The organism is Streptomyces sp. SID13666 (genome assembly GCF_010548325.1).
Taxonomy (GTDB): domain Bacteria; phylum Actinomycetota; class Actinomycetes; order Streptomycetales; family Streptomycetaceae; genus Actinacidiphila; species Actinacidiphila fildesensis.
Map to the genome: position 1 here is coordinate 23905 of NZ_JAAGLX010000055.1, position 20137 is coordinate 44041.

Consider the following 20137-nt stretch of genomic DNA (forward strand, 5'->3'; position numbering starts at 1 on the left):
GTCTGTTAGGAAAGTTATCTAACAATCACTCGGTGTCCGCTGGGGACACCCAGCGGAATCAACTGGCCCGGCCCCGCCCCGTGATGACATCCTGACCGCGTGAACGGACCGGAGATCGACATCATTTTCGCCCCTGAGCTGCACCTCTTCGTCCCCGCGGAACGGCGTCAGGGCCCGAGCACGGTCGTCACCGACGGCACCTCGACGCTCGGCCATGTCGTCGAATCGCTCGGCGTCCCGCTCACCGAAGCGGGGCTGCTGCTCGTCGACGGCAGCGCGGTGCCCGTCTCGCACATCCCCGGCGCGGGCGAGACCGTTCACGTCCAGGCGGTCGAGCGGCCCCAGCACGTGCCGGGGGCGCCCCTGCGGTTCCTGCTCGACGTCCACCTCGGCACTCTCGCGCGGCGACTGCGCCTGCTGGGCGTCGACGCCGCCTACGAGAACGAGGACATCGGCGACCCCGCGCTGGCCACGCTCTCCGCGAAGGAGCAGCGCGTCATGCTCTCCCGCGACCGCGGGCTGCTCCGGCGGCGGGAGATCTGGGCCGGGGCGTACATCTACAGTGACCGCCCCGAGGATCAACTCCGCGACGTCCTGCAGCGCTTCGCGCCCGCGCTCACCCCGTGGTCCCGGTGCGTGGCCTGCAACGGCCCGCTCGCCGACGCCGACAAGGAGTCGGTCCAGGACCAGCTGCGGCACGGCACGCAGCGCTCGTACGACGTCTTCGCGCAGTGCGCCGCCTGCGAGCGGGTGTACTGGCGGGGTGCGCACCACGCCCGCCTGGAGGCGATCGTCGAGGAGGCACTGCGCGAGTTCGGCGGCGCGGCCGCCCGAGACCGGCGCTTCGCCTAGGGCGTGTTGCGAAAGTCCCGCCTGGCCCACGACGCCTGGCACGCGCCCTCGCCGCGTTGTCGGGCTCGTCCACGTACGTCCAAGTACGAGGACGACCTTCCGCCATGCGAGCGCACCCACCAGCCGCCGTGGACCACGCCCTCCGGGCGAACGCCGCTCCTTCCGAAACACGCCCTAGTCGGCCACGCCCCTGACCGCGATGACCTTGTCGATGTGCACGCGTACGAGGAGTTCACCCGGGACGCCGTTGCGGGCGCCGTACACCTCGGCCTGCTCGGGGCCCATGTAGCGATGGGCGATACGGGTCGCCCAGTCGCGGACCTCCGGCAGCTCCTCGCTGATCCGGGCCTTGCCCTCGATGACCACGAACGAGAACGGCGGACGGTCGTCGTCGACGCAGATGCTCACCCGGCCGTCACGGGCGAGGTTGCGGCCCTTGACGGTCGCCTTGCCGGTGTTGAGGACCAGGTCGTCCCCGTCGAGGAGGAACCAGACCGGCGCGAGGTGCGGGCGCCCGTCGGCGCGGACGGTGGCGAGCTTGCCGGTACGGGTTCCCTCGCTGATGAATGCGCGCCATTCGGCGTCGATCATGGTGGCCATGCCACCCATGGTGCCCGAAGGGGGCCGGCTCCCGGCACAGGACGCCCCGGCGTCTCCCGGCAGATCCTGCCCGATGGATTGGAGAGCGCTCTCCAGCGTACTGAGTCGGGACGTGGGGCCCGAGATCTCAGGCGGACTGCCGGATGACGAGGGTCGGTTCGAAGATGACGGAGGTGATGCGCTGCTGTGGTGTGGTGATGCGGTCCAGGAGGAGACGGGCCATTTCACCTGCCATGTCTTCCACGGGCTGGCGAATGGTGGTGAGTGCGGGGCGTGACGCGGTGGCGGCGCTGCTGTCGTCGAAGCCGATGACCTTGACGTCGTCGGGAACGTGGCGGCCGTGGTCGCGCAGAACGAGCAGGGCGCCCTGGGCCATCAGGTCGTTGGCGGCGAAGACCCCGTCGAGGCGGGGATGTTCGGCCAGCAGGCGTTCCATCGCGGCCTCGCCGCTGTCCTGGGTGAAGTTGCCCTCCGCGCACGGCACATAGGGGAAGCCGTGGCGGGCCATCGCCTCGCGGAAGCCGGTCAGCCGGTCCTGACTGGCCGGGACGTCCAGCGGACCGGAGATCGTCACCACCTCCCGGCAGCCGCGCTCCACCAGCCGGTCGGCGGCCAACCTGGCCCCGTCCTGATGCGCGACATCGACATAGCTGATCGGGATCGGTCGGGCCGGCCGGGCGAACAGCACCGCGGGCACCCCCGCCTCGGTGATCTGCTCCGGCAGCGGGTCGCCCGCATGCGTGGACACCACCATCGCCCCGTCGGCGTTGCCCTGCCGCAGATACGCCACCACCTGGTCGCGCGCCGTGCCGGTCTCGGCCAGCATCAGCACCGGATGCATTCCCAACGGCCGCAAGAACCCCACCACACCACTGACCACCCGGCCGAAGAAGGGGTCGACGAACACCTCGCTCCGCACCGCGTCGTCCGGCCCGGGACCGCCCGCACCGGACACCACCAGCGCGATGGCCCCGGTACGCCGGGTCACGAGCGACCGGGCCGCGGTGTTGGGCACGTAGCCGGTCGCGGCGATGGCCTGGCGGACCGTCTCCTGGATGGCCGGGTCGACATTGCGGGTCCCGTTGATGACCCGGGAGACCGTCGCACGCGAGACACCCGCCACGCGGGCCACATCCTCCAGCGTGGGAGGTCCCGAAAGTGCCGGTCGGAGGACTTCGCTCATGTCGGTCTTTATAGCACGCCCTGGAGAGCGCTCTCCAGGAGTCACTTCCCGGGAGCCGTCAGCGTATCGAACACCGCACCCCACCGCCCCCGCCTCGGCGCATTGGGACCTCCTCGCGCCGCATGCCGCGTCGATCTTGCACCGCTGCCGCACGGCTGGCAGGGTCGGCAGTCGGTGAACCATGGACACGGGGGCTGGAAACGGTGAGCGGTTCGCAGTGGCCGGCAGCGGTCGAAGAGGGCCTGTACCGCGTGCGCAACGTGGGCAGCGGCCTGTTGCTGGAGGTCGCCGACGGCCGCAGGAACAGCGGCGCCAACGTCCAGCAGGGCATGGAGAACGGAACCGACGCGCAGCTCTGGCGGGTGCTCCCGATCCACGAAGGCAGCGCGCTCTACCACCTCGAGAACGTCCGGAGCGGCAAACGGCTCGACGTGGCGGGCGCCGCCACCGAGAACGGGGTGAATGTCCAGCAGTGGCGGCCCAACAACTTCGGCGCCCAGGAATGGCTGATCGAGCAGCACCTCGACGCACCCGGCACCGTCACCCTCGTGAGCGGCATCAGCGGCAAGACGCTGGAGGTCGCCGACGGCAGCAAGGAGGACGGCGCGAACGTTCAGCAGTGGGAGGACAAGGACGTCGCCTCCCAGTGGTGGACGCTGGAGCCGCAGTAACCTTCGGGATCTTCGATCACACACAGTGAACGATCGTCGCTTTGAGCGAGTTCCCGGATCGGGAATGTGCGGGCGGTGGGTCGCGTTGAGACGAGCAGATACCGAATGACAATGACAATCATTACGTTCGGTGTCCTGGAGACCACCGCATTGGAAGGGAATTCCATGGCACGCAATGACGCCCGCCCGGTCATCACTCTGCGTTCGACGGCCGGCACCGGTCAGAGCTACGTCACGCGCAAGAACCGTCGCAACAACCCCGACCGTCTGGTGCTGCGCAAGTACGACCCGGCCGCCGGACAGCACGTCCTCTTCCGCGAGGAGCGCTGACCGCACGGATCAGCCGGATCACGCGAACACCGCGGATCAGGCCGCGCGCATCCCGCCGGCAACGAGGACCGGCCGCCCCACCCGTTCCGCACAACGGAAGGTATCTCCCATGAAGTTCGGCATCCACCCCGTCTCCCGCCCGGTCGTCTTCCGCGACCGTTCAGCGGACTTCGAATTCCTGACGCGTTCGACCGCGGACAGTGACAAGACCGTGGAGTGGGAGGACGGCAGCACCTACCCCGTCGTCGACGTGGAGACGTCCTCGGCGAGCCACCCGTTCTACACGGGCACGTCCCGCGTGCTGGACACCGCGGGCCGCGTCGAGCGCTTCGAGCGCCGGTACGGTTCGCCCTCGTCCGGCGCGGGCTCCGCGAAGTAAGCACCACGCACCCACGAGGGGGCGGTACCGCCGGTATTCCTGGCGGTACCGCCCCCTCCCCCGTTCGCGGTTCCCTCCGCGGGTCCCTTGCGCGGTCCCTACTTCCGCGGCGCACCGCGGTAGGTGCCGAAGAACCACCGGTTTCCCTCGGGGTCACGGGCGGCGAAGTCACGTGAGCCGTAGTCGGTATCGGTCAGTTCCATGATGATCTCGGCTCCGGCCGCTCGGGCGCGGTCGTACAGCGCGTCGGGCTCGTCGGTGACGACGTAGGCGCCGAAGGTGCCCGGCACCAGGGCGACATGGTCCGCCGCGCCGTCCTCGGGGACGCTGCCGAGCATGATGCCGCCGCCCGGCGGCCAGTCGAGCTGGGCATGGTCGACGCGGTCGCCCTCGCCGTAGACGACGGTCTCCTCGAAGCCGAACGCCTCGACCAGGAACCGGATCAGCGCGCGCGCATCACGGGCGCGCAGACTGGGCCACACCTGGGGCGCGGGCTCCTTGCCGTCCGTGGCGGTGGTGGTGTCGGTCGTCTCGGTGGCATCGGTGCTCTCGGTGGCGTCCATGCGGGCCGGACCTCCTCGGGTCGGTGCTGCGGCGGAGCGGCTTCAGTGCTGGACGGCCCCGCTGTCCTCGTCCGATGTCCACTCTGCCGCTGAGGGGGCGGCGAAGGCTTGGACGTTTCGGAACTCCTCGGCCAGCCAGCGGCTCGGCGCGCAGCCGGCCAGGGAGCGGAACTCGCGCGCGAGGTGCGCCTGGTCGAAGTAGCCGCAGTCGGCCGCGAGATCCGCCAGACCGTTCGGAGTGCCGGGAGCGTACGCATCCGGCAGGCCGTCGCGACCGTCCAGGACGTCGCGTCCCCGGCCGCAGGCCCGGACGACCAGCAGCCGCCGCGCCCGGTCGAAGCGGATGACCCGGGCCGCCGCCTTGGGGCTCAGTCCGATCTCGGTGTGGAACCGGCCGGCCAGATGCCTGCCGCTCCAGCCCACGTCCTTCGCGAGCGCCGACGCGGACAGCGCGCCCCCGGAGCGCAGCAACAGGTCCCAGGCGCGGACCACTTGTGGCGGGACAGCGGATTCCGGGCGCGCGTACCGCCACAGGATCCGGTCGAGGACGGCGAATCGCTGCCGCCAGTCGGGGGCGTCGCGCAGCCGGGCCCGTACCTCGTCGGCGAGCCGTCCCAGGACGGCGTCGGCCGGGATGTCGGCATTGGCGAGTTCACCCGCGGGGAGATGCAGCAGGGCGCGCGCGCCGAGCGGGCTGAGCGCCACCTGGATACCGGACTGCCGTCCGCCGTGGGTGATCAGCGCCGACGTGGTGTGCAGGCCGCCGAGCAGTGCGTCGTAGCGGCCGGGCGCCTGCCGTGGGTCGGGGTGCACTTCCACGGTCAGCGGGTCGTCGAGGGTGAAGATCAACGTCAGGAAGGGCGAGGGCATGCCGCGGTGCCGCGTGGGCGGGACGCCGTCCTGCCGGTAACCGCAGTACCCCGCGATGTAGGGCCGCAGGGCGGGCGCGGGCAGGCACTGGACCGCCTCGTCGATCACGCCGGAGGGCGCGGTTGCCGTACGACCACTGTCCACCTGACCAGTATCGGCCGGACGGGACACGGATGCGCGATGGACGGCGGTTCAGGCGCTGCGGGTGTTCTTGCCGGCTGCGGTCTTCTTCGCCGGCTTCGCCGCGGTCTTCTTGGCGGTCGCCTTCGTGGCCGTCCCGCCCGCCGATTTCGTCGTCGTGGTCTTCTTCGCCGTGGTCTTCTTCGCCGTGGTCTTCTTCGCGGTGGACTTCTTCGCGGTGGACTTCTTGGTGTCGCTGCTCTTGGGTGGCGATTTCTGCGCCGGGGCCGCGCGCTTGGCGGCGGTCTTCTTCGCCGGCTTCTTGATGGGCGTGACGGTCGCGTCGGTGGCGTTGTCGGGGCGGGCGCTCCTGGCCTGGGCGACGCTGGCCTCCAGGGCGGCCATCAGGTCGACGACCTTGCCGCCGCCTCCGGTTCCGTCGGCCGCGGACGGCGCTTCGCCGCCCTCGACCTTCGCACTGACGAGGGCCTGTACGGCTTCGGCGTAGTTGTCCGTGTACTCCTCCAGGTCGGCTTGGCCAAGGGCGTTGATGAGGGTGTCCGCGAGGTCGAGTTCGGCGTCGGTGATGTTCACCTTGCCGGTCGGGGCGGCCTCGGACGTCGACTTGACCTCGTCGGGCCAGCGCAGGGTCTGCAGGATCAGCACGTCGTCGTGGGCGCGCACCAGTGCGAGGTGCTCGCTGTTGTGCATCGCGAGCTTGCCGACGGCCGCCTTGCCGGACCGCTGGAGCGCTTCGCGCATCAGGACGTAGGCCTTGTTGGCGGTGGCATCGGCCGGGGCGAGGAAGTAGGGCGTGTCCAGCTTCAGGAAGTCGACGCTGTCGGCGTCGAGGAACCCGCTCACCTCGATGGTCTTGGCCGTGGGGAGCGGCAGGGCCTTCAACTCGTCGTCGGAGATCTCAATCAGCTGATCGTCGGCCGTCTCGTACGCCCTGCCGATCTCGGCCTGGGTGAGGACCTGCTCGTCGAGTGCACAGACCTTTTGGAGACGCACCCGCCCGTGGTCGGCTGTATGGATCTGCCGGAAGCCGAGCTTGTGACTGCTGACGGCCGAGCCGAGCTTGACGGGTACGGCGACCAGGCCGAATGACAGAGTGCCGCTCCAGAGCGATCTCATCGTTTTGTCCCTAAATGTGAGAGATTTCATACTATGCCGATCACGGAGATCGAGGGCCGCGAGCTGTCCCTCACCCACTTGGAGCGGATCCTGTATCCGCGGACCGGCACGACCAAGGGCGAACTGGTGCACTACTACGCCACCGTCGCCCCCGTCCTGCTGCCTCACCTGCGCGGCCGGCCCCTGTCGTTCCTGCGCGCCCCCAGCGGGGTGGACGCCACGTCGTTCTTCGCCAAGAGACCGCCGTCAGGTACCCCCAGCTGGGTGACGACGTCGGTCACCGAGCGCAGCAGCGGCGAGGAGATGGAGCAGGTGCAGATCAACGACCTCGCCACCCTCGTGTGGGCGGCGAACCTGGCGTGCATCGAGCTGCACGTCCCGCAGTGGAGGGCCGCCGCGCCCGGAACGGCGGACCGGCTCGTGTTCGACCTGGACCCCGGCGAGGACCGGACCGTGGTCGACTGCTGCGCCGTCGCCCTCCTGCTGCGTGAGCGGATGCGCGCCGACGGCATCGAGTCCTGGGCGAAGACGTCGGGCTCCAAGGGCCTGCATCTGTACGCGCCGCTGACCGGCGCCTCGCCCGAGCAGGCCGCGGCCTACGCCAAGGCGCTCGCGAAGGAGCTGGAGGCGGACCATCCCGACCAGGTGGTGTCGAGGATGACCAAGAATCTGCGCACCGAGAAGATCTTCATCGACTGGTCGCAGAACTCGGCGAAGAAGACCACCGCCGCCCCGTACACCGTCCGCGCCCGCGCCATGCCCACCGTGTCCACGCCCGTGTCGTGGGACGAGATCGAGGAGTGCGACGATCCGGGGCAGCTCTCGTTCACCATCGCCGACGTCCCCGACCGGGTGGCAGAACACGGAGACCTGCTCGCTCCGCTCCTGGAGCGCAAGCGGGCCGGGAAGCTGCCGTCATGACGCGGCCCTCATGAGGCGGCCCTTGTGAACGGTCCGGATCCGGTCGTCCTGCGTCCGCGGGTCGACGTGATGCGCCCCCGCACGGAAGCCGGCATCCCGGCCGAGGACGCGCTGCCCGGCGGCGTGCAGTACAGCGTCAAGCTGGACGGATTCCGCACCGTCGCGTTCGCCCTCGGTGGCCGCACGGTCCTGCAGACCCGCTCCGGGCGCGACATCGCCGCCGAGTTCCCCGGCCTCGCCACCACCCTCACCCAGGCGTTGCCCGCCGGGCTCGTGCTCGACGGTGAGATCTGCGCCTGGGCCGACGGGAAGTTCGCCTTCACCGAGTTGCTGCGCCCCGACGCGCAGCGCCGTGCGGCGGGCATCGTCGTGGCGTACGTCGCCTTCGACTGCCTCGCCGTTCCCGGCAGCGACATCCGGGACCTGCCGCTCGCCGACCGCTGGAAGCTGCTGCGCACGGCGTTGCGCGACCTGGCACCGCAGGTGCAGACCGTGCTGGCGACCACGGACCGCGCCGTGGCGCTGGACTGGTACGAGACCCTGGTGCCGCACGGCGTGGAGGGCCTGGTCTGCAAGGGGCTCGGCTCCGCCTACCGGCCCGGTGCCAGGCCGGGGTGGATCAAGGTGCGGCACGCCGAGACCGTCGACGCCCGGCTGGTCGGCGTCATCGGCTCGGAACGGCGCCCCGACTCGGTGCTGGTCGAGTTCGACGACGCGACCCGCGCGCAGACCTCACCCCGTCTCGACCCGGTCACCGCAGGGCGGATCGCGGCGGCGGTCGCCGGCCTGCTCGGTCCGGAGGTCCGGGACGAGGACGGATCGCCCCTACGACCGGTGCGCGAGGGCCCGTTGGTCGAGGTCCGTGTGCGCACGGGACGGCAGGCGACCGTACGGTTCGTCCGGATCCGGGACGACGACGCCGTCTGACGGGTGCCCGTCCTCGGTGACGCACGCCCGCAGAGCTATGCCTTGTGCTCGCGGAGCTGTTCCTTGTGGTCGCGCCAGCGGTCCATCATCGAGTGCAGTTCCTTCTGCAGGAAGGCGAAGAACTCCGCGGTCTCCTCGAGGCGGGAGCCGGCCTGAGTGCCGGAGCCGAGCGCCTCGACACCGGCGCGCAGGGTGTGCTCCCACCGGCCGATGATCGCGTCCCGGCGGGTGAACGTCTCGTACCACTGGTCGTTGTGCAGCCGGTAGCGCTCGCGGCGGGAACCGGGATCCCGCTCACGGCTGATCAGGCCGACCTGGGCGAGGTAGCGGACCGCGCCGGAGACGGCCGCCGGGCTGACCTGGAGGCGTTCGCCCAGTTCCGCGGAGGTCAGCGCGCCCTGTTCCGAGGCCATCAGGGCGGCGAAGACCCGGCCGGGCATCCGCGGCATTCCGGCCTCGACCAGTTCGGCGGCGAACCGCTCGACGAACGTCAGCACCCCCGCGCCTTCGCTGTGGCTGTGCTCCTGTGCCATGTCCGCCTCCCGATCGCCCGCCGGACGGCTGCCGCCTGGACCGTTGCCGCCGGGCCCGCTGTCGCCGCCTGCCCGGTCCGGAGTTTATACAATTCCCTATCTTCACAACTTTGTGAATCTACTGTACGTTCGGAATCATGACGACGGCAATCAGCGTGGCCGGACTGCACAAGTCGTTCGGCCGCACCCATGCTCTGGACGGGCTCGACCTCAGTGTCCGCACGGGGGAAGTGCATGGCTTCCTCGGGCCGAACGGGGCGGGGAAGTCGACCGCTATCCGGGTCCTGCTCGGCCTGCTGCGCCCGGACGGCGGCACCGCCCGGCTGCTCGGCGGAGATCCCTGGCGTGACGCGGTCGCCCTGCACCGCCGGATCGCGTACGTGCCCGGCGATGTCACCCTGTGGCGCAATCTCAGCGGCGGTGAGGCCATCGACCTCCTGGGCCGGCTCCGCGGCGGTCTGAACACCGACCGCAGAGCCCGGTTGCTGGGCCGCTTCCAGCTCGACCCCACCACCAAGGGGCGCGCCTACTCCAAGGGCAACCGGCAGAAGGTCGCGCTGGTCGCCGCCTTCGCCTCGGAGGCCGAGCTGCTCATCCTCGACGAGCCGACGTCGGGCCTGGACCCCCTGATGGAGGAGGTGTTCCAGGAGTGCGTGACCGATGCCCGCGAGCGCGGCGTCACCGTGCTGCTGTCGAGCCACATCCTCAGCGAGGTCGAGGCCCTCTGCGACCGGGTCAGCATCATCCGCCAGGGCCGCACCGTCGAAACCGGCACCCTCGGTGAACTGCGCCATCTCACCCGCACCGCGATCACCGCCGAACTCGACGGCTCCCCGCACGGGTTGGCGGACCTGCCCGGAGTGCACGGCCTGGACATCCGGGGCCACCGGGTCAGCCTGCAGGTCGACACCGATCAACTCGACGCCGTTCTGCGGCAGCTCGGCGAGTCCGGGGTACGCGGTCTGACCAGCCGGCCGCCGACCCTCGAAGAGCTCTTCCTGCGCCACTACCAGGCCGTGCCGGACGCGGTGTCCCGATGAGCGCCACCGACGTCGGTGTCCGGATGGGCAGCGGGGGCAGCGTCACCGGCACCGGTGTGCTGACCCGGCTGGCGCTGCGCCGGGACCGGATCATGATCCCGGTCTGGGTCTACGCCCTGACCGCCGCGGTGCTCAGCACCTGCCTCTCCCTGGGCACGTTGTACGGCACGCTCAAGGAGCGGACGGACTTCGCCCGCAGCATGAACGTCAACAGTTCCCTGCGGGCGCTGTACGGACCGGCGTTCAGCGGGGAGAGCATCGGTGCGCTCACCGCTTGGCGGATGGGGTGTATCGGTGCCGCGCTCACCGGTCTGATGAGCATCCTCATCGTGGTCCGGCACACCCGCGAGGAGGAGGAGAGCGGCCGCCAGGAACTGCTCAGCTCCGGCGTGGTGGGACGGCATGCCCCGCTCACCGCGGGACTGCTGACCGCTCTGACGGCCAATGCCGCCCTCGCGCTGATCGTCGCCACCGCACTGTCGGTGCTCGGCCAGTCGGTCGCCGGATCGGCCGCCCTGGGCCTCGCCCTCGCGGGCAGCGGGCTGATGTTCGCGGGCGTCGCGGCGGTCACCGCCCAGCTCACCGCGAGCGCTCGGGTCGCCAAGGGGCTTGCCGGGGCTGTGCTCGGGCTCACGTTCCTGCTCCGCGCCGCCGGCGACGCGGCGTCGGCGGACGCCGCGTCACCCCTCGTGTGGGCCTCGCCGCTCGGCTGGACCGAGAACCTCCGGCCGTTCGCCGGGGACCGGTGGTGGGTGCTCGGGCTCGTCGCCGCCTTCACCGCGGTGATGACCGGGGCCGCCTACGTCCTGGTGGCGAGACGTGACCTGGGCGCCGGGCTGCTCCCGGCCCGCCCCGGGCCGGCCGAGGGCGCGGCGGCACTGAACGGCCCGTTCGCCCTCGCCTGGCGGCTGCAGCGCGGCGCCCTGTACAGCTGGGCCGCCGGATTCGCCGTCGCGGGAGCGCTCTACGGCTCGGTGGGCAACTCGATCTCCGGCATCGTCGAGGACAACGCGCAGCTGGGGGACATGGTCCGCCGGATGGGAGGACCCGGGGCCCTGACCGACTCCTTCTTCGCCACCGCCATGGGACTGCTCGGGATGCTCGCCGCGGCCTACGCCGTGCAGAGCACATTGCGGCTGCGCTCGGAGGAGACCGGCCGACTGGCGGAACCCCTGCTGGCCAACGCCGTCGGCCGCGTGCGCTGGGCCTGCAGCCACCTGGTGTTCCCCGCCCTCGGCACGCTCGTGCTGCTCGCGGTCGGCGGACTGTCCGCGGGGCTGGCTTACGGCGCCACCATCGGCGACATCAGCGGGCAGCTGCCCACGCTGACCGGAGCGGCGCTTGCCGAGGCTCCGGCGGTGTGGCTCACCGCGGCACTGACCCTGGTGCTCTTCGGCTGGCTGCCGAAGGCCTCCGCGGCGGCCTGGGGAGTCTTCGCCGCCTTTCTCCTGTGCGGGCAGCTCGGTCCCGTGCTGCATCTCCCCCAGCTGATGCTGGATCTCTCACCGTTCACCCACCTGCCCAAGGCGCCGGGCGGACCGCAGGTGGCGGCGCCTTACGTATGGCTCGTCCTCGTCGCTGCCGTGGCGGCGGCCGTGGGTCTGACCGGTTTCCGCTGCCGTGACCTCGCCGGCGATTGAGAGGAGTGAAGGGAGTGAACGCAATACGCCACAAGAGATGCGCCGGGCCGCTCGAACGCGCAGCCTAGGGATATGGATCCAGAAGCGCAGCAGGTCGTCGTCTACCCGCTGGAGAACGGCACCCGGCGGGTGACGATCGGCGGGACGCCGGTCGGCCGCGCGTACTCGCTCCCGGACATCGTGGAGTTCCTGCGCCGGGCCGGTCTGGACGACGTGGAGGTCGAGGACCATCCGCTCATCGACTGGCGTGGTGGCGGGCCCGAGGTGCAGGCCCGGCCCGAGTGACCGCTGGGGCGCTCTGCCCGGTTTCCGTCCCCGGCCCGGTGAAGACCGCTGCTAGAAGGGCAGTTTGGCCAGCGCCTCGGATCCCCGGTAGCCCTCGGGCACGCCCTCGGCGAAGATGACGTCCATCTCGATGTGGTCGGTCCTGAACGGGAGGATCGCCTGGTAGGCCTCCGAGTCGTACCAGGCGCGGGCCTTGGCCCGGTCGGGGAACTCGATGATGATCAGGCCGCCGGTCCAGCTGCCCTCCAGGACCTCCCGCTCGCCGTCGTGCACGAGGAACCGGCCGCCGAAGGGGTCCATGGTGTCGGAGACGTGGCGCAGGTACTCCGCGATCTCCGGACTCGGGTTGACGATCTTGCGGACATAGGCGACGGCGTAGGTGGACATCGATCCTCCAGGGATGCGGTTGCTCCGGCTGTCACAGGTGCCGCTTCCGGCCCCTGCTGCTGAGCCCGACACTACGATCGGCCGCGCCCTGCGGAATCCGTCGTCCTTAGGTACTTCCCGACACCCGTCGGCCCGCGCGTCCCCGCCGCGGGGCGTGGCTCTACCCTGAGCTGGTGCGCCACTTGATCAAATCCCCCGCCACCGAAACCCCAGCCGCCGAGACCTGCGCGGTACCCCCGCAGCGGTCCGTCACAGCAGCCGGTCCTGTCCGTGGAGCGGCCCGTACGAGGCTGGAGGCCACGGCGCGCATCGTCACCGATGTCCTGCAGCCCCGCAACGTCCTGCTCGCCGGTCTGGTCGGCGTCGGGACGGCCGCGGGGGGCAACGTGAGCGGTGCGGCGTGGGGGCTGTTCGCGGCACTGTGCGCCGGGGTCATTCCGGCCGCTTACATCGAGTGGGAGCGCAAGCGCGGCACCTGGGGCGACCGGCATGTCGTGGACCGTACGCAGCGGGCACCGATCTTCGCCGTCATCCTCGGCTCCATCGGGGTCGGTTCCGCGGTGATGCTGCTGGCCCACGCGCCGGCCGACATCCTCATCGCGATGGTCTCGCTGTGGGCGGTGACCGTCGTCCTGCTGGCCGTGAACACGTTCTGGAAGATCAGTGTGGACTCGGCGGTGGCCTCCGGCGTCGTCGCGCTGCTGGCCGCCGTCGCCTCGCCCTGGTGGCTCCTCGGCTACGTCCTGGTCGCCGCCGTGTGCTGGTCGCGCGTCGCGCTGACCTACCATTCCGTCGCCCAGACCGTGGCCGGCGCGTCGGTCGGCGCGGCGAGCGCCGCGATGTTCGTACTGCTGTAGACGCAGCCGATCCGCCGGGCGCACCGACCGCCGCGGTGGCTAGACGACCTTCACATTCAGCGCGTGCGGGCCCTTGGGGCCGTCGCCGAGCTCGTACTCCACCGCTTTGTCGTCGGCGACGTTGCCCTCGATGTTCTTGCCGTGGACGAAGACGTCAGGGCCGCCGTCGGCCGGGGTGATGAAACCGAAGCCCTTCCCCGGGTTGAACCACTTGATCTTGCCGTTGAGCTTCGCCATCGATGTGCCTTCGCCTCGCCTGGATGATCCAGCCAAGTTACCCGCTCCGCCGGGGTCCCCCGCGACACGCGGGCGTCCGCCCGCCCGCCGGCCTGCCCGATTCGTCGTATCGCCCCACGCGGACCTGCGCCGTGGAAGGATTCCGGTCCATCGGCGCTCAGGGGGCGACATGGATGCCAGCAGCAGGAATGTGCACGTCGATTTCGACGGTGAGCAGGTGACGATCCAGCGGCCCGGCCTGCTCAGCAAGCGGGTGGAGCGGCTTCCGGTCGCCCGGATCGGCGCCGTCCGCTGGAAGGCCGCCGGCTGGACCGGCTACGGGAGCATCCGCTTCATCCTGCTGGGCGGAAACACGGGAGGCACCGGCAGCGGCCCTGCTCCGAGAACCGACTCTTCGGTGTCCTTCGGCAAGGAGCAGCAGGCGGACTTCGAGGTGCTGTGCAGGGCCGTCGAGGCCGCGATCGGCAAGCAGTCCCGGGCCCCCAGAACGCCCGCCGCGCCGCCGCCCGTCTCACTGGCGGACGAGTTGGAGCGGCTCGCGGGTCTGATGAAGCGCGGCCTGCTGACCCGGCCGGAGTTCGAGCGGGCGAAACGCAAACTGCTCCGCTGACCTGGCCCGTCACGGCTCCCGGAAACGCCTCGCCCCGGTCCACGAGGACCGGGGCGAGGCGTTTCCGACCGAGCCGGGAGACCTAGGAAGCAGCGGGCACGGGAACGGCGTGCGGAGTGCACACGACGTCGTGACCGTCGAGCTTGCCCTTGATCAGGTAGTCGTCCACCCGGCTGTTGATGCACGGGTTGACCAGACCGGTGACGCCGTGCGAGCCGGCGCCGTTCTCCGTGATGAGCTCCGAGCCCTGCAGACGCCGGTGCATCTCGAGCGCCCCGGTGTACGGCGTGGCCGCGTCACGGGTGCTCTGCACGATGAGGACACCGGGCAGCCCGCGGTGCGACCGCACGTCGACCGGGGTCTGCTGCTTGACGCCCCAGGTGGCGCACGGCAGGTTCATCCAGGCGTTGGACCAGGTCAGGAAGGGGTAGTTCTTGTGGAGCTCCGTGTTGTCACGGTCCCACTTCTTCCAGCTGGTCGGCCACTTGGTGTCGGTGCACTCCACCGCGGTGTACACCGCGGTGCCGTTCTCCGACGAGATGTTGCCCGCGGTGTCGGACATGTCCGGTCCCGCGGCACCGACGAGCGCCTGGGTGTCACCCGCGCGGTACTTGCTCCACACGCCCGCGACGCTGGCCCACGACGAGTCGTAGTACGCAGCGCCCTGGAAGAAGCCGAGCAGCTCGGCCGGGCCGACGACCCCGCCGATCGGGTTCGCCTTGGCGGCGGCGCGCAGGGCTTCCCATTGCGTCTGCACCTTCGCCGGGGTGTCACCGATGTGGTAGACGGAGTCGTACTTGGCGACCCACGCCTTCCAGTCGTCCCAGCGACCCTGGAAGGCCACGTCCTGGTCCAGGTTGTTCTGGTACCAGACCTGGTCGTCGTCCGGGTTGACCACACTGTCGATGATCATGCGGCGCACGTGGGTCGGGAAGAGCGTGGCGTACACACCACCGAGGTAGGTGCCGTAGGAGACGCCGATGTAGTTCAGCTTCTTCTCGTGCAGGGCGGCGCGCACCACGTCGATGTCGCGGGCCGTGTTGGCCGTCGTCATCTGCGAGAGCATCTGCGCGCCGGTGCGCTCCAGGCAGCCCTTGGCGTACGCGGCGGCGAGCTTGCGCTGCGCGAGCTTGTCCGCCTCACCGCTGGGCACCGGGTCGGCCTTGGGGGCCTTCACGTACTCCTGCGGGTCCTGGCAGGAGATCGGCGCCGAGTGGCCGACGCCGCGCGGGTCGAAGCCCACGAAGTCGTACGCCTTGGCGGTGTTCACCCACAGCGCCGACTTGTTGGTGATCCGGAGCGGGAACCGCATACCCGAACCGCCGGGGCCGCCGGGGTTGTAGAGCAGTGCGCCCTGGCGCTCGGCCGGGGTGCCGGTGCTGCCGGCCCGGTCGACCGCGATCTTGATGGTCTTGCCGAACGGCTTGGCGTAGTCCACCGGAACGGTGACGTAGCCGCATTGGACAGGGGCCGGGAAGCCCCAGTCGGCCGGACACGTGGCCCAGTCGATGCCCTTCTCGGCCGCACGGGCGGCCGCGATCTGCACGCCGATGGACTCGGCGAGTCCGCTCGGCCGGTGCTGGCCGGTGGGCCGCTTGTCTCCGGCGGTGGCCGCCGGAGCGGCGGCTATGGCGCCCGCTATGAGGGCGCCGGTGGAGACGAGCACAACAGTGCGTCTCAAGGAAATTCCTCCCCCTACTGACCCGCGACTTGTGGCCACGGTGATCACAGAGATTCGAAAGGATCCTTTCGGCTGTGAGGTGGCTGTGAACAGGTCACACCGGCGATTCTTTACCAACCCGTGACATGGTGTGCGACCTGGCGGCCTCGGCGAGCCCGCGGATGTAGGGATGCGGCACCGAGCCGTCCCCCGCGAGTTCCGGCTGGAAGAGCGTGGCCAGGAAGAAGGGGTGCTCCGGCAGTTCGGCGATCCTCGGCTGCCCGTCGGTGTCATGTCCGGTGAACCGCAGCCCGTGCTCCCGTAGTCGCGGCAGCAGGTCGGTCACCGGCCCGTAGTCGCAGTGGAAGCGCTCCTGCGTCCCGCGGCTGCCGAGCAGCCGTTCGGCGAGCGAGCCGGGCGTGGTGTGCACCGCTCCCTCATGGCCCACGAGGGAGCAGGCGAGCGGCGCGATGAGCAGATCACCGTCCCCGTCGGGGTTGTTCTCCGCGTGCCGGGCGTCGCCGAGGCCGCAGACGGTGCGGGCGAACTCCAGCAGCGCGTGCTGGAAGCCACCGCAGGTCCCGAGGAACGGGATGCCGTTCTCCCTGGCCGTGCGGACCGCAGCCAGCGCGCCCGCCTCACTGCGGTACGGGCTGCCGGGCAGCAGCCAGACGGCGTCGAAGCCGGCCACGGCGCCGGGCCGGGCGGCCTCCTCCGTCGGGATCCAGTACCCGTCGGCCGGCAGCCCATGACGCTCGCGCAGCGCGTCCAGCAGGACAGGGACCCGCTGGTGGGAGCGGACGGACGGAGAGCGGTCGCCGACCAGGGCGATCCGCGGGGCGGGGTACGGGGAGGGGTGCGCGGCAGGAACGGCGGCGGTGGCGGCGATATCCGCAGGTTCGGTGGTCATGGAGTTCATCCTGCGACCGGCCGGGCATCACGTCCAACGATGATGAGTGGTCCCCCCATCAGTGATACTGATGCTCATGGATCCGCATCTGCTGCGCACCTTCACGGCCGTCGTCCGGCTCGCGTCGTTCTCCGCCGCCGCAGGGGAACTGGGCTACACCCAGTCCGCCGTCTCGCAGCACATCGCCGCCCTGGAGTCCGATCTCGGGGTGGAACTGCTGGGCCGCCGGCCGGTGGCGCCCACCGAGGCGGGCACCCGGCTGCTGGAGCACGCGGGTCCGCTGCTGCTGCGGATGGCGGCGGCCCGCGCCGAGGTGGTGCGGGCGGCGCACTCCCCCGCGGCGCGGCTGGTGCTCGGCGCGTCCCCGCTGGCGTTCGGCGACCGTACGGCACTCGCTCTCGCCCGGCTCCGGGCCGCGGTGCCGCGCACCGACGTGACCGTACGGCTGCTGGAGCGGGCCGGAGTCGTCGCCGGGGTGGCCTGCGGTGACGTCGATCTCGGCCTGGTGGACGGCGCGGCGGCGCCCAGCGATCCGCTGCGGCTGCCCGACGCCGGTCCGCTGCGCTCGGCCGGCGTCGGCGAGGAGCCGCTGGCCGTCCTTCTGCCGGACGGTCATCCGCTGGCCGCACGGGACGGCCTGCGGCTGCCCGACCTGATCGACGCGCTGTGGCTGGACGCCCCGGACGCCGCGATCCCGCTGGGTGAACTGCGCGCGGCGTGCGGCAACGGCTTCCGCACCGGGCCGCGTTACGACGGCACGGACGTGCGGGCCGTGCTCGCCCTGGTGCGGGCCGGGCACGGACTGGCGCTGCTGCCGGCGTCGGTCGCCGGGGCCGGCGGCGTGCCGTTGTCCGCTCCGCGGCTGGTGCACCGCACGGAGACGCTGCACCGGGGCGACCCGGGCCCGGCGGCGCTGCACCTGACGGAACTGCTCAGCGCGTCGGAGTGAGTGCGACCTGGCAAGGGCGCCCATGCGGGAGGGTCAACTCGCGGGCGCGGTCAGCTCCACCCGTAACGCTCCGTCAGTCGTTCCACCACGCGGTCGAAGCGCGGACGGTCCAGCGCGCAGGCCTCCCGGCGCATCCCGTCGGGGTGCACGCGCAGCACGCGGTCGAGGTCGACCCAGGACTCGCGGCCGGCCGCGTCCCAGGAACCGGTGCCGATCGGCACCCATTCGCGGTCCTCGTCATGGCGCTTGCTGGACAGCTGGACCGCCAGCAGCGTGCCGGCCGACTCGCGGGCCACCACCAGCACCGGCCGGTCCTTGCCGCGGCCGTCGTTCTCCTCGAACGGCACCCATGTCCAGACGATTTCGCCGGGATCCGGGTCGCCGTCGCGGTCGGGCGCGTACGTCGTGCGTACCGGTCCGACCTCGTGGGGCTGTGCCTCGCGCGTCGCGGTCGGGCCTTCGCGGCCGGGGGACGGGGCCGGTACCGCTGCGTCGTTGATCGAAGTGCTCATCCGGCCACGCTAACGCGTCCTGCCGCGGCCGTCTTCGGGTGGTGGGCACCGGAACCGTCACCGTTCGGCATCACCGTGCGTATCGCCGTGTCGAGCAGCCGGCGCAGGCACAACGCGTCGGGTGCCACGGCCGTGACCAGGACGGCGGGGCCGGCGAGCGGGGTGCTGACGGCCTGGCCGGCGTCCGGGTCCGCCGCGAGGATTGCGGCCGCCGGCGGCTCATGGACGAAGTCGGGTGACACGACGAGCAGTTGGCCGACGGCACGGTACCGGTGCAGGACCGCAGGACCGTCCCAGCCCGGGACGCCGGGACCGAACGACAGCTCCTGGTCCAGCAGGGGCTCCCCGGCGCGGTGGACGGTCAGCCGGGTGGTGAGCCGCCCCGGCCGCTCCCCCGCGCGGCCGAGGACCTGCTCGTCGCGGTAGACGAGCCGGGCGTCCGCCGCGAGCTCGACACGGGTGGTCATCCGCAGGTCGCTGCCCGCGGCCGCGATGACCTGCTCGGGCAACCAGCGCAGGACCGCGTCCTGGCCGACGTCCAACCGCACGTCGTACGTGGCGGGTTCACCGGACGTGCCCGGCAGCGAGATGGTCGCGGCCGCGCTGGTCACCGTCAGCTCGGCGCCCGCGCCCACCTCGGCGGACAGCTCCAGCCGGTCGCCGCCCAGCGGGGCGCTCATCGCGCCGATGACCGTGACCTGGGCGCCGCGGCCGGTGGCCCGGGTGCGGCGCAGCGCGAACGGACCGTCGCCGGCGAGCACCGGCAGGGCGGTTCCGCCGCGCCCGTCGGCCACGGCGGTGATGCGGGCGGCGGCGCGGACTCCACCGGCGCGCAACCCGCCCGCGACAGCGGCGGTCATGCCCGGTCCGCGGTCCAGGCGGCGAGCCGCTCGCGGACCGAGTCGGCGACCGGGGCGATACCGCCCTCGGCGGTCAGCGCGGTGAAGACGACCGGGAGGTCGCCGCGCTGGGCCGCGGCGTCGCGCGCCATGACGCCGAGGTCGGCGCCCACCAGCGGGGCGAGGTCGGTCTTGTTGATGACCAGCAGGTCCGAGGTGGTCACGCCGGGCCCGCCCTTGCGCGGGATCTTGTCGCCGCCCGCGACGTCGATGACGAAGATCTGCGCGTCCACCAGTCCCTTGGAGAACGTGGCCGTGAGGTTGTCGCCGCCCGACTCGACCAGGACGAGGTCCAGCGGCCCGACCGCGTCCTCCAGGTCCTCGACGGCTTCGAGGTTGGCGGAGATGTCGTCACGGATCGCGGTGTGCGGGCAGGCGCCGGTCTCCACGGCGCTGATGCGCTCGGGGGGCAGGACCGCGTTGCGCAGCAGGAACTCCGCGTCCTCGCGGGTGTAGATGTCGTTGGTGACCACCGCGATGGACAGCTCGTCGCGCAACCGGCGGCAGAGCGCGGCGACGGTGGCGGTCTTGCCGGAGCCGACCGGTCCGCCGAGGCCCACCCGCAGGGCCCGGCGGGTGCCGTCGGGACGCCGGGCGGGGGTGCCGTAGGTGTAGCGCTCGGGATAGGTGTCCGGGTGGTCGAGGTGCATGGTCGGCTCCGGGGTCGGTCGGATGGCGGCGGACGGTCGGGAGGTTCGCGGTCGTCCCGGGGTCAGGAGGCGAAGAGGCGGACGGGCCACGCGGCGTGCTGCTCGGCGTGGATGTCGAGCAGCGGGGCGGACGCGGCGGGCAGCGCTTGGAGACCCTCCGTCGCGGCGCGGGCGGCGGCCAGGGCGGCACGTTCGGCCACGGCGTCGAGTTCGGGGGCGAGGCGGGCCAGGACGGCGCCGACGGAGAAGGGGTCGAGACCGAGCAGCCGGACGGCGGCGGTGGTCGGGCCGGTGACGGATTCGTAGGCCGCCACGTGCGCCGCGTCCAGTGGGGTCAGGCCCGCGGCGCGGGCGGTGACGCCGAGCACGATCGGCTGATGGGCGCCGCGCGGGCGGGCGGCGGCGAGCCGTTCGA

The 20137-nt window shown here is 71.5% G+C and carries 26 protein-coding genes; 12 read left to right on the plus strand and 14 right to left on the minus strand.

The features are described 5' to 3' along the window. Window positions 1-99: 99 nt before the first annotated feature. Complete coding sequence (locus tag G3I60_RS38575) at window positions 100-852, plus strand: Mut7-C RNAse domain-containing protein (RefSeq protein ID WP_164298073.1); 753 nt, start codon at window positions 100-102, stop codon at window positions 850-852. 174 nt (window positions 853-1026) lie between these two features. Here G3I60_RS38575 and G3I60_RS38580 read toward each other — a convergent pair whose 3' ends face one another. Both G3I60_RS38580 and G3I60_RS38585 read right to left on the minus strand, forming a co-directional pair. Beyond that, complete coding sequence (locus tag G3I60_RS38580; protein WP_138354535.1) at window positions 1027-1452, minus strand: PPOX class F420-dependent oxidoreductase; 426 nt, start codon at window positions 1450-1452, stop codon at window positions 1027-1029. A gap of 127 nt (window positions 1453-1579) precedes the next feature. Continuing rightward, a complete protein-coding gene (locus G3I60_RS38585) occupies window positions 1580-2635 on the minus strand; it encodes a LacI family DNA-binding transcriptional regulator (protein WP_164298071.1) in 1056 nt (351 codons plus the stop codon). Window positions 2636-2838: 203 nt separating this feature from the next. Here G3I60_RS38585 and G3I60_RS38590 point away from each other — a divergent pair, with 203 nt between their 5' ends. The 3 genes from G3I60_RS38590 (at window position 2839) to G3I60_RS38600 (ending at window position 4015) form a co-directional block, all read left to right on the plus strand. Continuing rightward, window positions 2839-3306, plus strand: coding sequence for an RICIN domain-containing protein (locus tag G3I60_RS38590; protein ID WP_343241828.1), 468 nt, complete (start codon window positions 2839-2841; stop codon window positions 3304-3306). Window positions 3307-3471: 165 nt separating this feature from the next. Further along, the gene (gene rpmG, locus G3I60_RS38595; RefSeq protein ID WP_138354532.1) at window positions 3472-3636 is read left to right on the plus strand and encodes a 50S ribosomal protein L33; all 165 of its coding nucleotides are present in this window, start codon (window positions 3472-3474) and stop codon (window positions 3634-3636) included. Between the two features lie 109 nt (window positions 3637-3745). After that, window positions 3746-4015 carry a type B 50S ribosomal protein L31 gene (locus tag G3I60_RS38600; RefSeq protein WP_164298067.1) on the plus strand — a complete coding sequence of 90 codons (270 nt, stop codon included), beginning with the start codon at window positions 3746-3748 and terminating at the stop codon, window positions 4013-4015. Window positions 4016-4113: 98 nt separating this feature from the next. Here the strand turns inward: G3I60_RS38600 and G3I60_RS38605 are convergent, their stop codons facing one another. From G3I60_RS38605 to G3I60_RS38615, 3 genes are read right to left on the minus strand one after another with little or no spacing between them, the layout of a single operon-like run. Next, on the minus strand, window positions 4114-4578 hold the full coding sequence (locus tag G3I60_RS38605) for a VOC family protein (protein ID WP_164608339.1): 465 nt from the start codon (window positions 4576-4578) through the stop codon (window positions 4114-4116). A 42-nt stretch (window positions 4579-4620) separates the two neighbouring features. Continuing rightward, window positions 4621-5592, minus strand: a complete 972-nt coding sequence (locus tag G3I60_RS38610) for a helix-turn-helix domain-containing protein (RefSeq protein WP_343241827.1) — start codon at window positions 5590-5592, stop codon at window positions 4621-4623. A gap of 48 nt (window positions 5593-5640) precedes the next feature. Next, window positions 5641-6705: a Ku protein gene (locus G3I60_RS38615; protein ID WP_164298063.1), complete on the minus strand. Its 1065-nt coding sequence runs from the start codon at window positions 6703-6705 to the stop codon at window positions 5641-5643. 33 nt (window positions 6706-6738) lie between these two features. Here G3I60_RS38615 and ligD point away from each other — a divergent pair, with 33 nt between their 5' ends. Further along, window positions 6739-7626 (plus strand): non-homologous end-joining DNA ligase, encoded by an 888-nt coding sequence (ligD, locus tag G3I60_RS38620; RefSeq protein ID WP_164298061.1) that lies wholly within the window; start codon window positions 6739-6741, stop codon window positions 7624-7626. Window positions 7627-7650: 24 nt separating this feature from the next. Continuing rightward, the gene (locus G3I60_RS38625) at window positions 7651-8553 is read left to right on the plus strand and encodes a DNA ligase (RefSeq protein ID WP_343241826.1); all 903 of its coding nucleotides are present in this window, start codon (window positions 7651-7653) and stop codon (window positions 8551-8553) included. A gap of 35 nt (window positions 8554-8588) precedes the next feature. Here the strand turns inward: G3I60_RS38625 and G3I60_RS38630 are convergent, their stop codons facing one another. Further along, window positions 8589-9086: a GbsR/MarR family transcriptional regulator gene (locus tag G3I60_RS38630; RefSeq protein WP_164298060.1), complete on the minus strand. Its 498-nt coding sequence runs from the start codon at window positions 9084-9086 to the stop codon at window positions 8589-8591. Between the two features lie 137 nt (window positions 9087-9223). Between G3I60_RS38630 and G3I60_RS38635 the strand changes: the two genes are divergently transcribed. The 3 genes from G3I60_RS38635 (at window position 9224) to G3I60_RS38645 (ending at window position 12051) form a co-directional block, all read left to right on the plus strand. Continuing rightward, window positions 9224-10126 (plus strand): ABC transporter ATP-binding protein, encoded by a 903-nt coding sequence (locus G3I60_RS38635; RefSeq protein ID WP_164298058.1) that lies wholly within the window; start codon window positions 9224-9226, stop codon window positions 10124-10126. Then, window positions 10123-11766 carry an ABC transporter permease gene (locus G3I60_RS38640; protein ID WP_203674924.1) on the plus strand — a complete coding sequence of 548 codons (1644 nt, stop codon included), beginning with the start codon at window positions 10123-10125 and terminating at the stop codon, window positions 11764-11766. Before G3I60_RS38635 ends, G3I60_RS38640 begins: the two co-directional genes overlap by 4 nt. 72 nt (window positions 11767-11838) lie before the next feature. Continuing rightward, window positions 11839-12051: a hypothetical protein gene (locus G3I60_RS38645; RefSeq protein ID WP_138354526.1), complete on the plus strand. Its 213-nt coding sequence runs from the start codon at window positions 11839-11841 to the stop codon at window positions 12049-12051. Between the two features lie 51 nt (window positions 12052-12102). Here the strand turns inward: G3I60_RS38645 and G3I60_RS38650 are convergent, their stop codons facing one another. After that, window positions 12103-12438 (minus strand): DUF1330 domain-containing protein, encoded by a 336-nt coding sequence (locus G3I60_RS38650; protein ID WP_164298056.1) that lies wholly within the window; start codon window positions 12436-12438, stop codon window positions 12103-12105. A gap of 290 nt (window positions 12439-12728) precedes the next feature. Between G3I60_RS38650 and G3I60_RS38655 the strand changes: the two genes are divergently transcribed. Then, complete coding sequence (locus tag G3I60_RS38655; RefSeq protein ID WP_138354564.1) at window positions 12729-13295, plus strand: hypothetical protein; 567 nt, start codon at window positions 12729-12731, stop codon at window positions 13293-13295. A gap of 39 nt (window positions 13296-13334) precedes the next feature. On the opposite strand, the gene G3I60_RS38660 is transcribed toward G3I60_RS38655, so the two are convergent. Further along, window positions 13335-13532 (minus strand): cold-shock protein, encoded by a 198-nt coding sequence (locus G3I60_RS38660; RefSeq protein ID WP_138354524.1) that lies wholly within the window; start codon window positions 13530-13532, stop codon window positions 13335-13337. Window positions 13533-13701: 169 nt separating this feature from the next. On the opposite strand from G3I60_RS38660, the gene G3I60_RS38665 reads away from it, so the two are divergent. Beyond that, window positions 13702-14142, plus strand: coding sequence for an SHOCT domain-containing protein (locus G3I60_RS38665; RefSeq protein WP_138354523.1), 441 nt, complete (start codon window positions 13702-13704; stop codon window positions 14140-14142). An 82-nt stretch (window positions 14143-14224) separates the two neighbouring features. Here the strand turns inward: G3I60_RS38665 and G3I60_RS38670 are convergent, their stop codons facing one another. Beyond that, complete coding sequence (locus G3I60_RS38670) at window positions 14225-15823, minus strand: alpha/beta hydrolase (protein ID WP_138354522.1); 1599 nt, start codon at window positions 15821-15823, stop codon at window positions 14225-14227. A 94-nt stretch (window positions 15824-15917) separates the two neighbouring features. Next, window positions 15918-16712, minus strand: coding sequence for a hypothetical protein (locus G3I60_RS38675; RefSeq protein WP_164298054.1), 795 nt, complete (start codon window positions 16710-16712; stop codon window positions 15918-15920). 76 nt (window positions 16713-16788) lie between these two features. Here G3I60_RS38675 and G3I60_RS38680 point away from each other — a divergent pair, with 76 nt between their 5' ends. Continuing rightward, entirely contained in the window at window positions 16789-17661 is an 873-nt protein-coding gene (locus G3I60_RS38680; RefSeq protein ID WP_164298052.1) for a LysR family transcriptional regulator, read from the plus strand. 50 nt (window positions 17662-17711) lie between these two features. Here G3I60_RS38680 and G3I60_RS38685 read toward each other — a convergent pair whose 3' ends face one another. From G3I60_RS38685 to G3I60_RS38700, 4 genes are all read right to left on the minus strand, one after another. Then, complete coding sequence (locus tag G3I60_RS38685; RefSeq protein ID WP_164298050.1) at window positions 17712-18173, minus strand: type II toxin-antitoxin system PemK/MazF family toxin; 462 nt, start codon at window positions 18171-18173, stop codon at window positions 17712-17714. Beyond that, window positions 18170-19033, minus strand: a complete 864-nt coding sequence (locus G3I60_RS38690) for an urease accessory protein UreD (RefSeq protein ID WP_164608340.1) — start codon at window positions 19031-19033, stop codon at window positions 18170-18172. Before G3I60_RS38690 ends, G3I60_RS38685 begins: the two co-directional genes overlap by 4 nt. Then, the gene (gene ureG, locus G3I60_RS38695; RefSeq protein WP_164608341.1) at window positions 19030-19722 is read right to left on the minus strand and encodes an urease accessory protein UreG; all 693 of its coding nucleotides are present in this window, start codon (window positions 19720-19722) and stop codon (window positions 19030-19032) included. Before ureG ends, G3I60_RS38690 begins: the two co-directional genes overlap by 4 nt. Before the next feature lie 62 nt (window positions 19723-19784). Beyond that, the coding region (locus tag G3I60_RS38700; protein ID WP_275419011.1) for an urease accessory UreF family protein at window positions 19785-20137 on the minus strand (353 nt) is incomplete at its 5' end.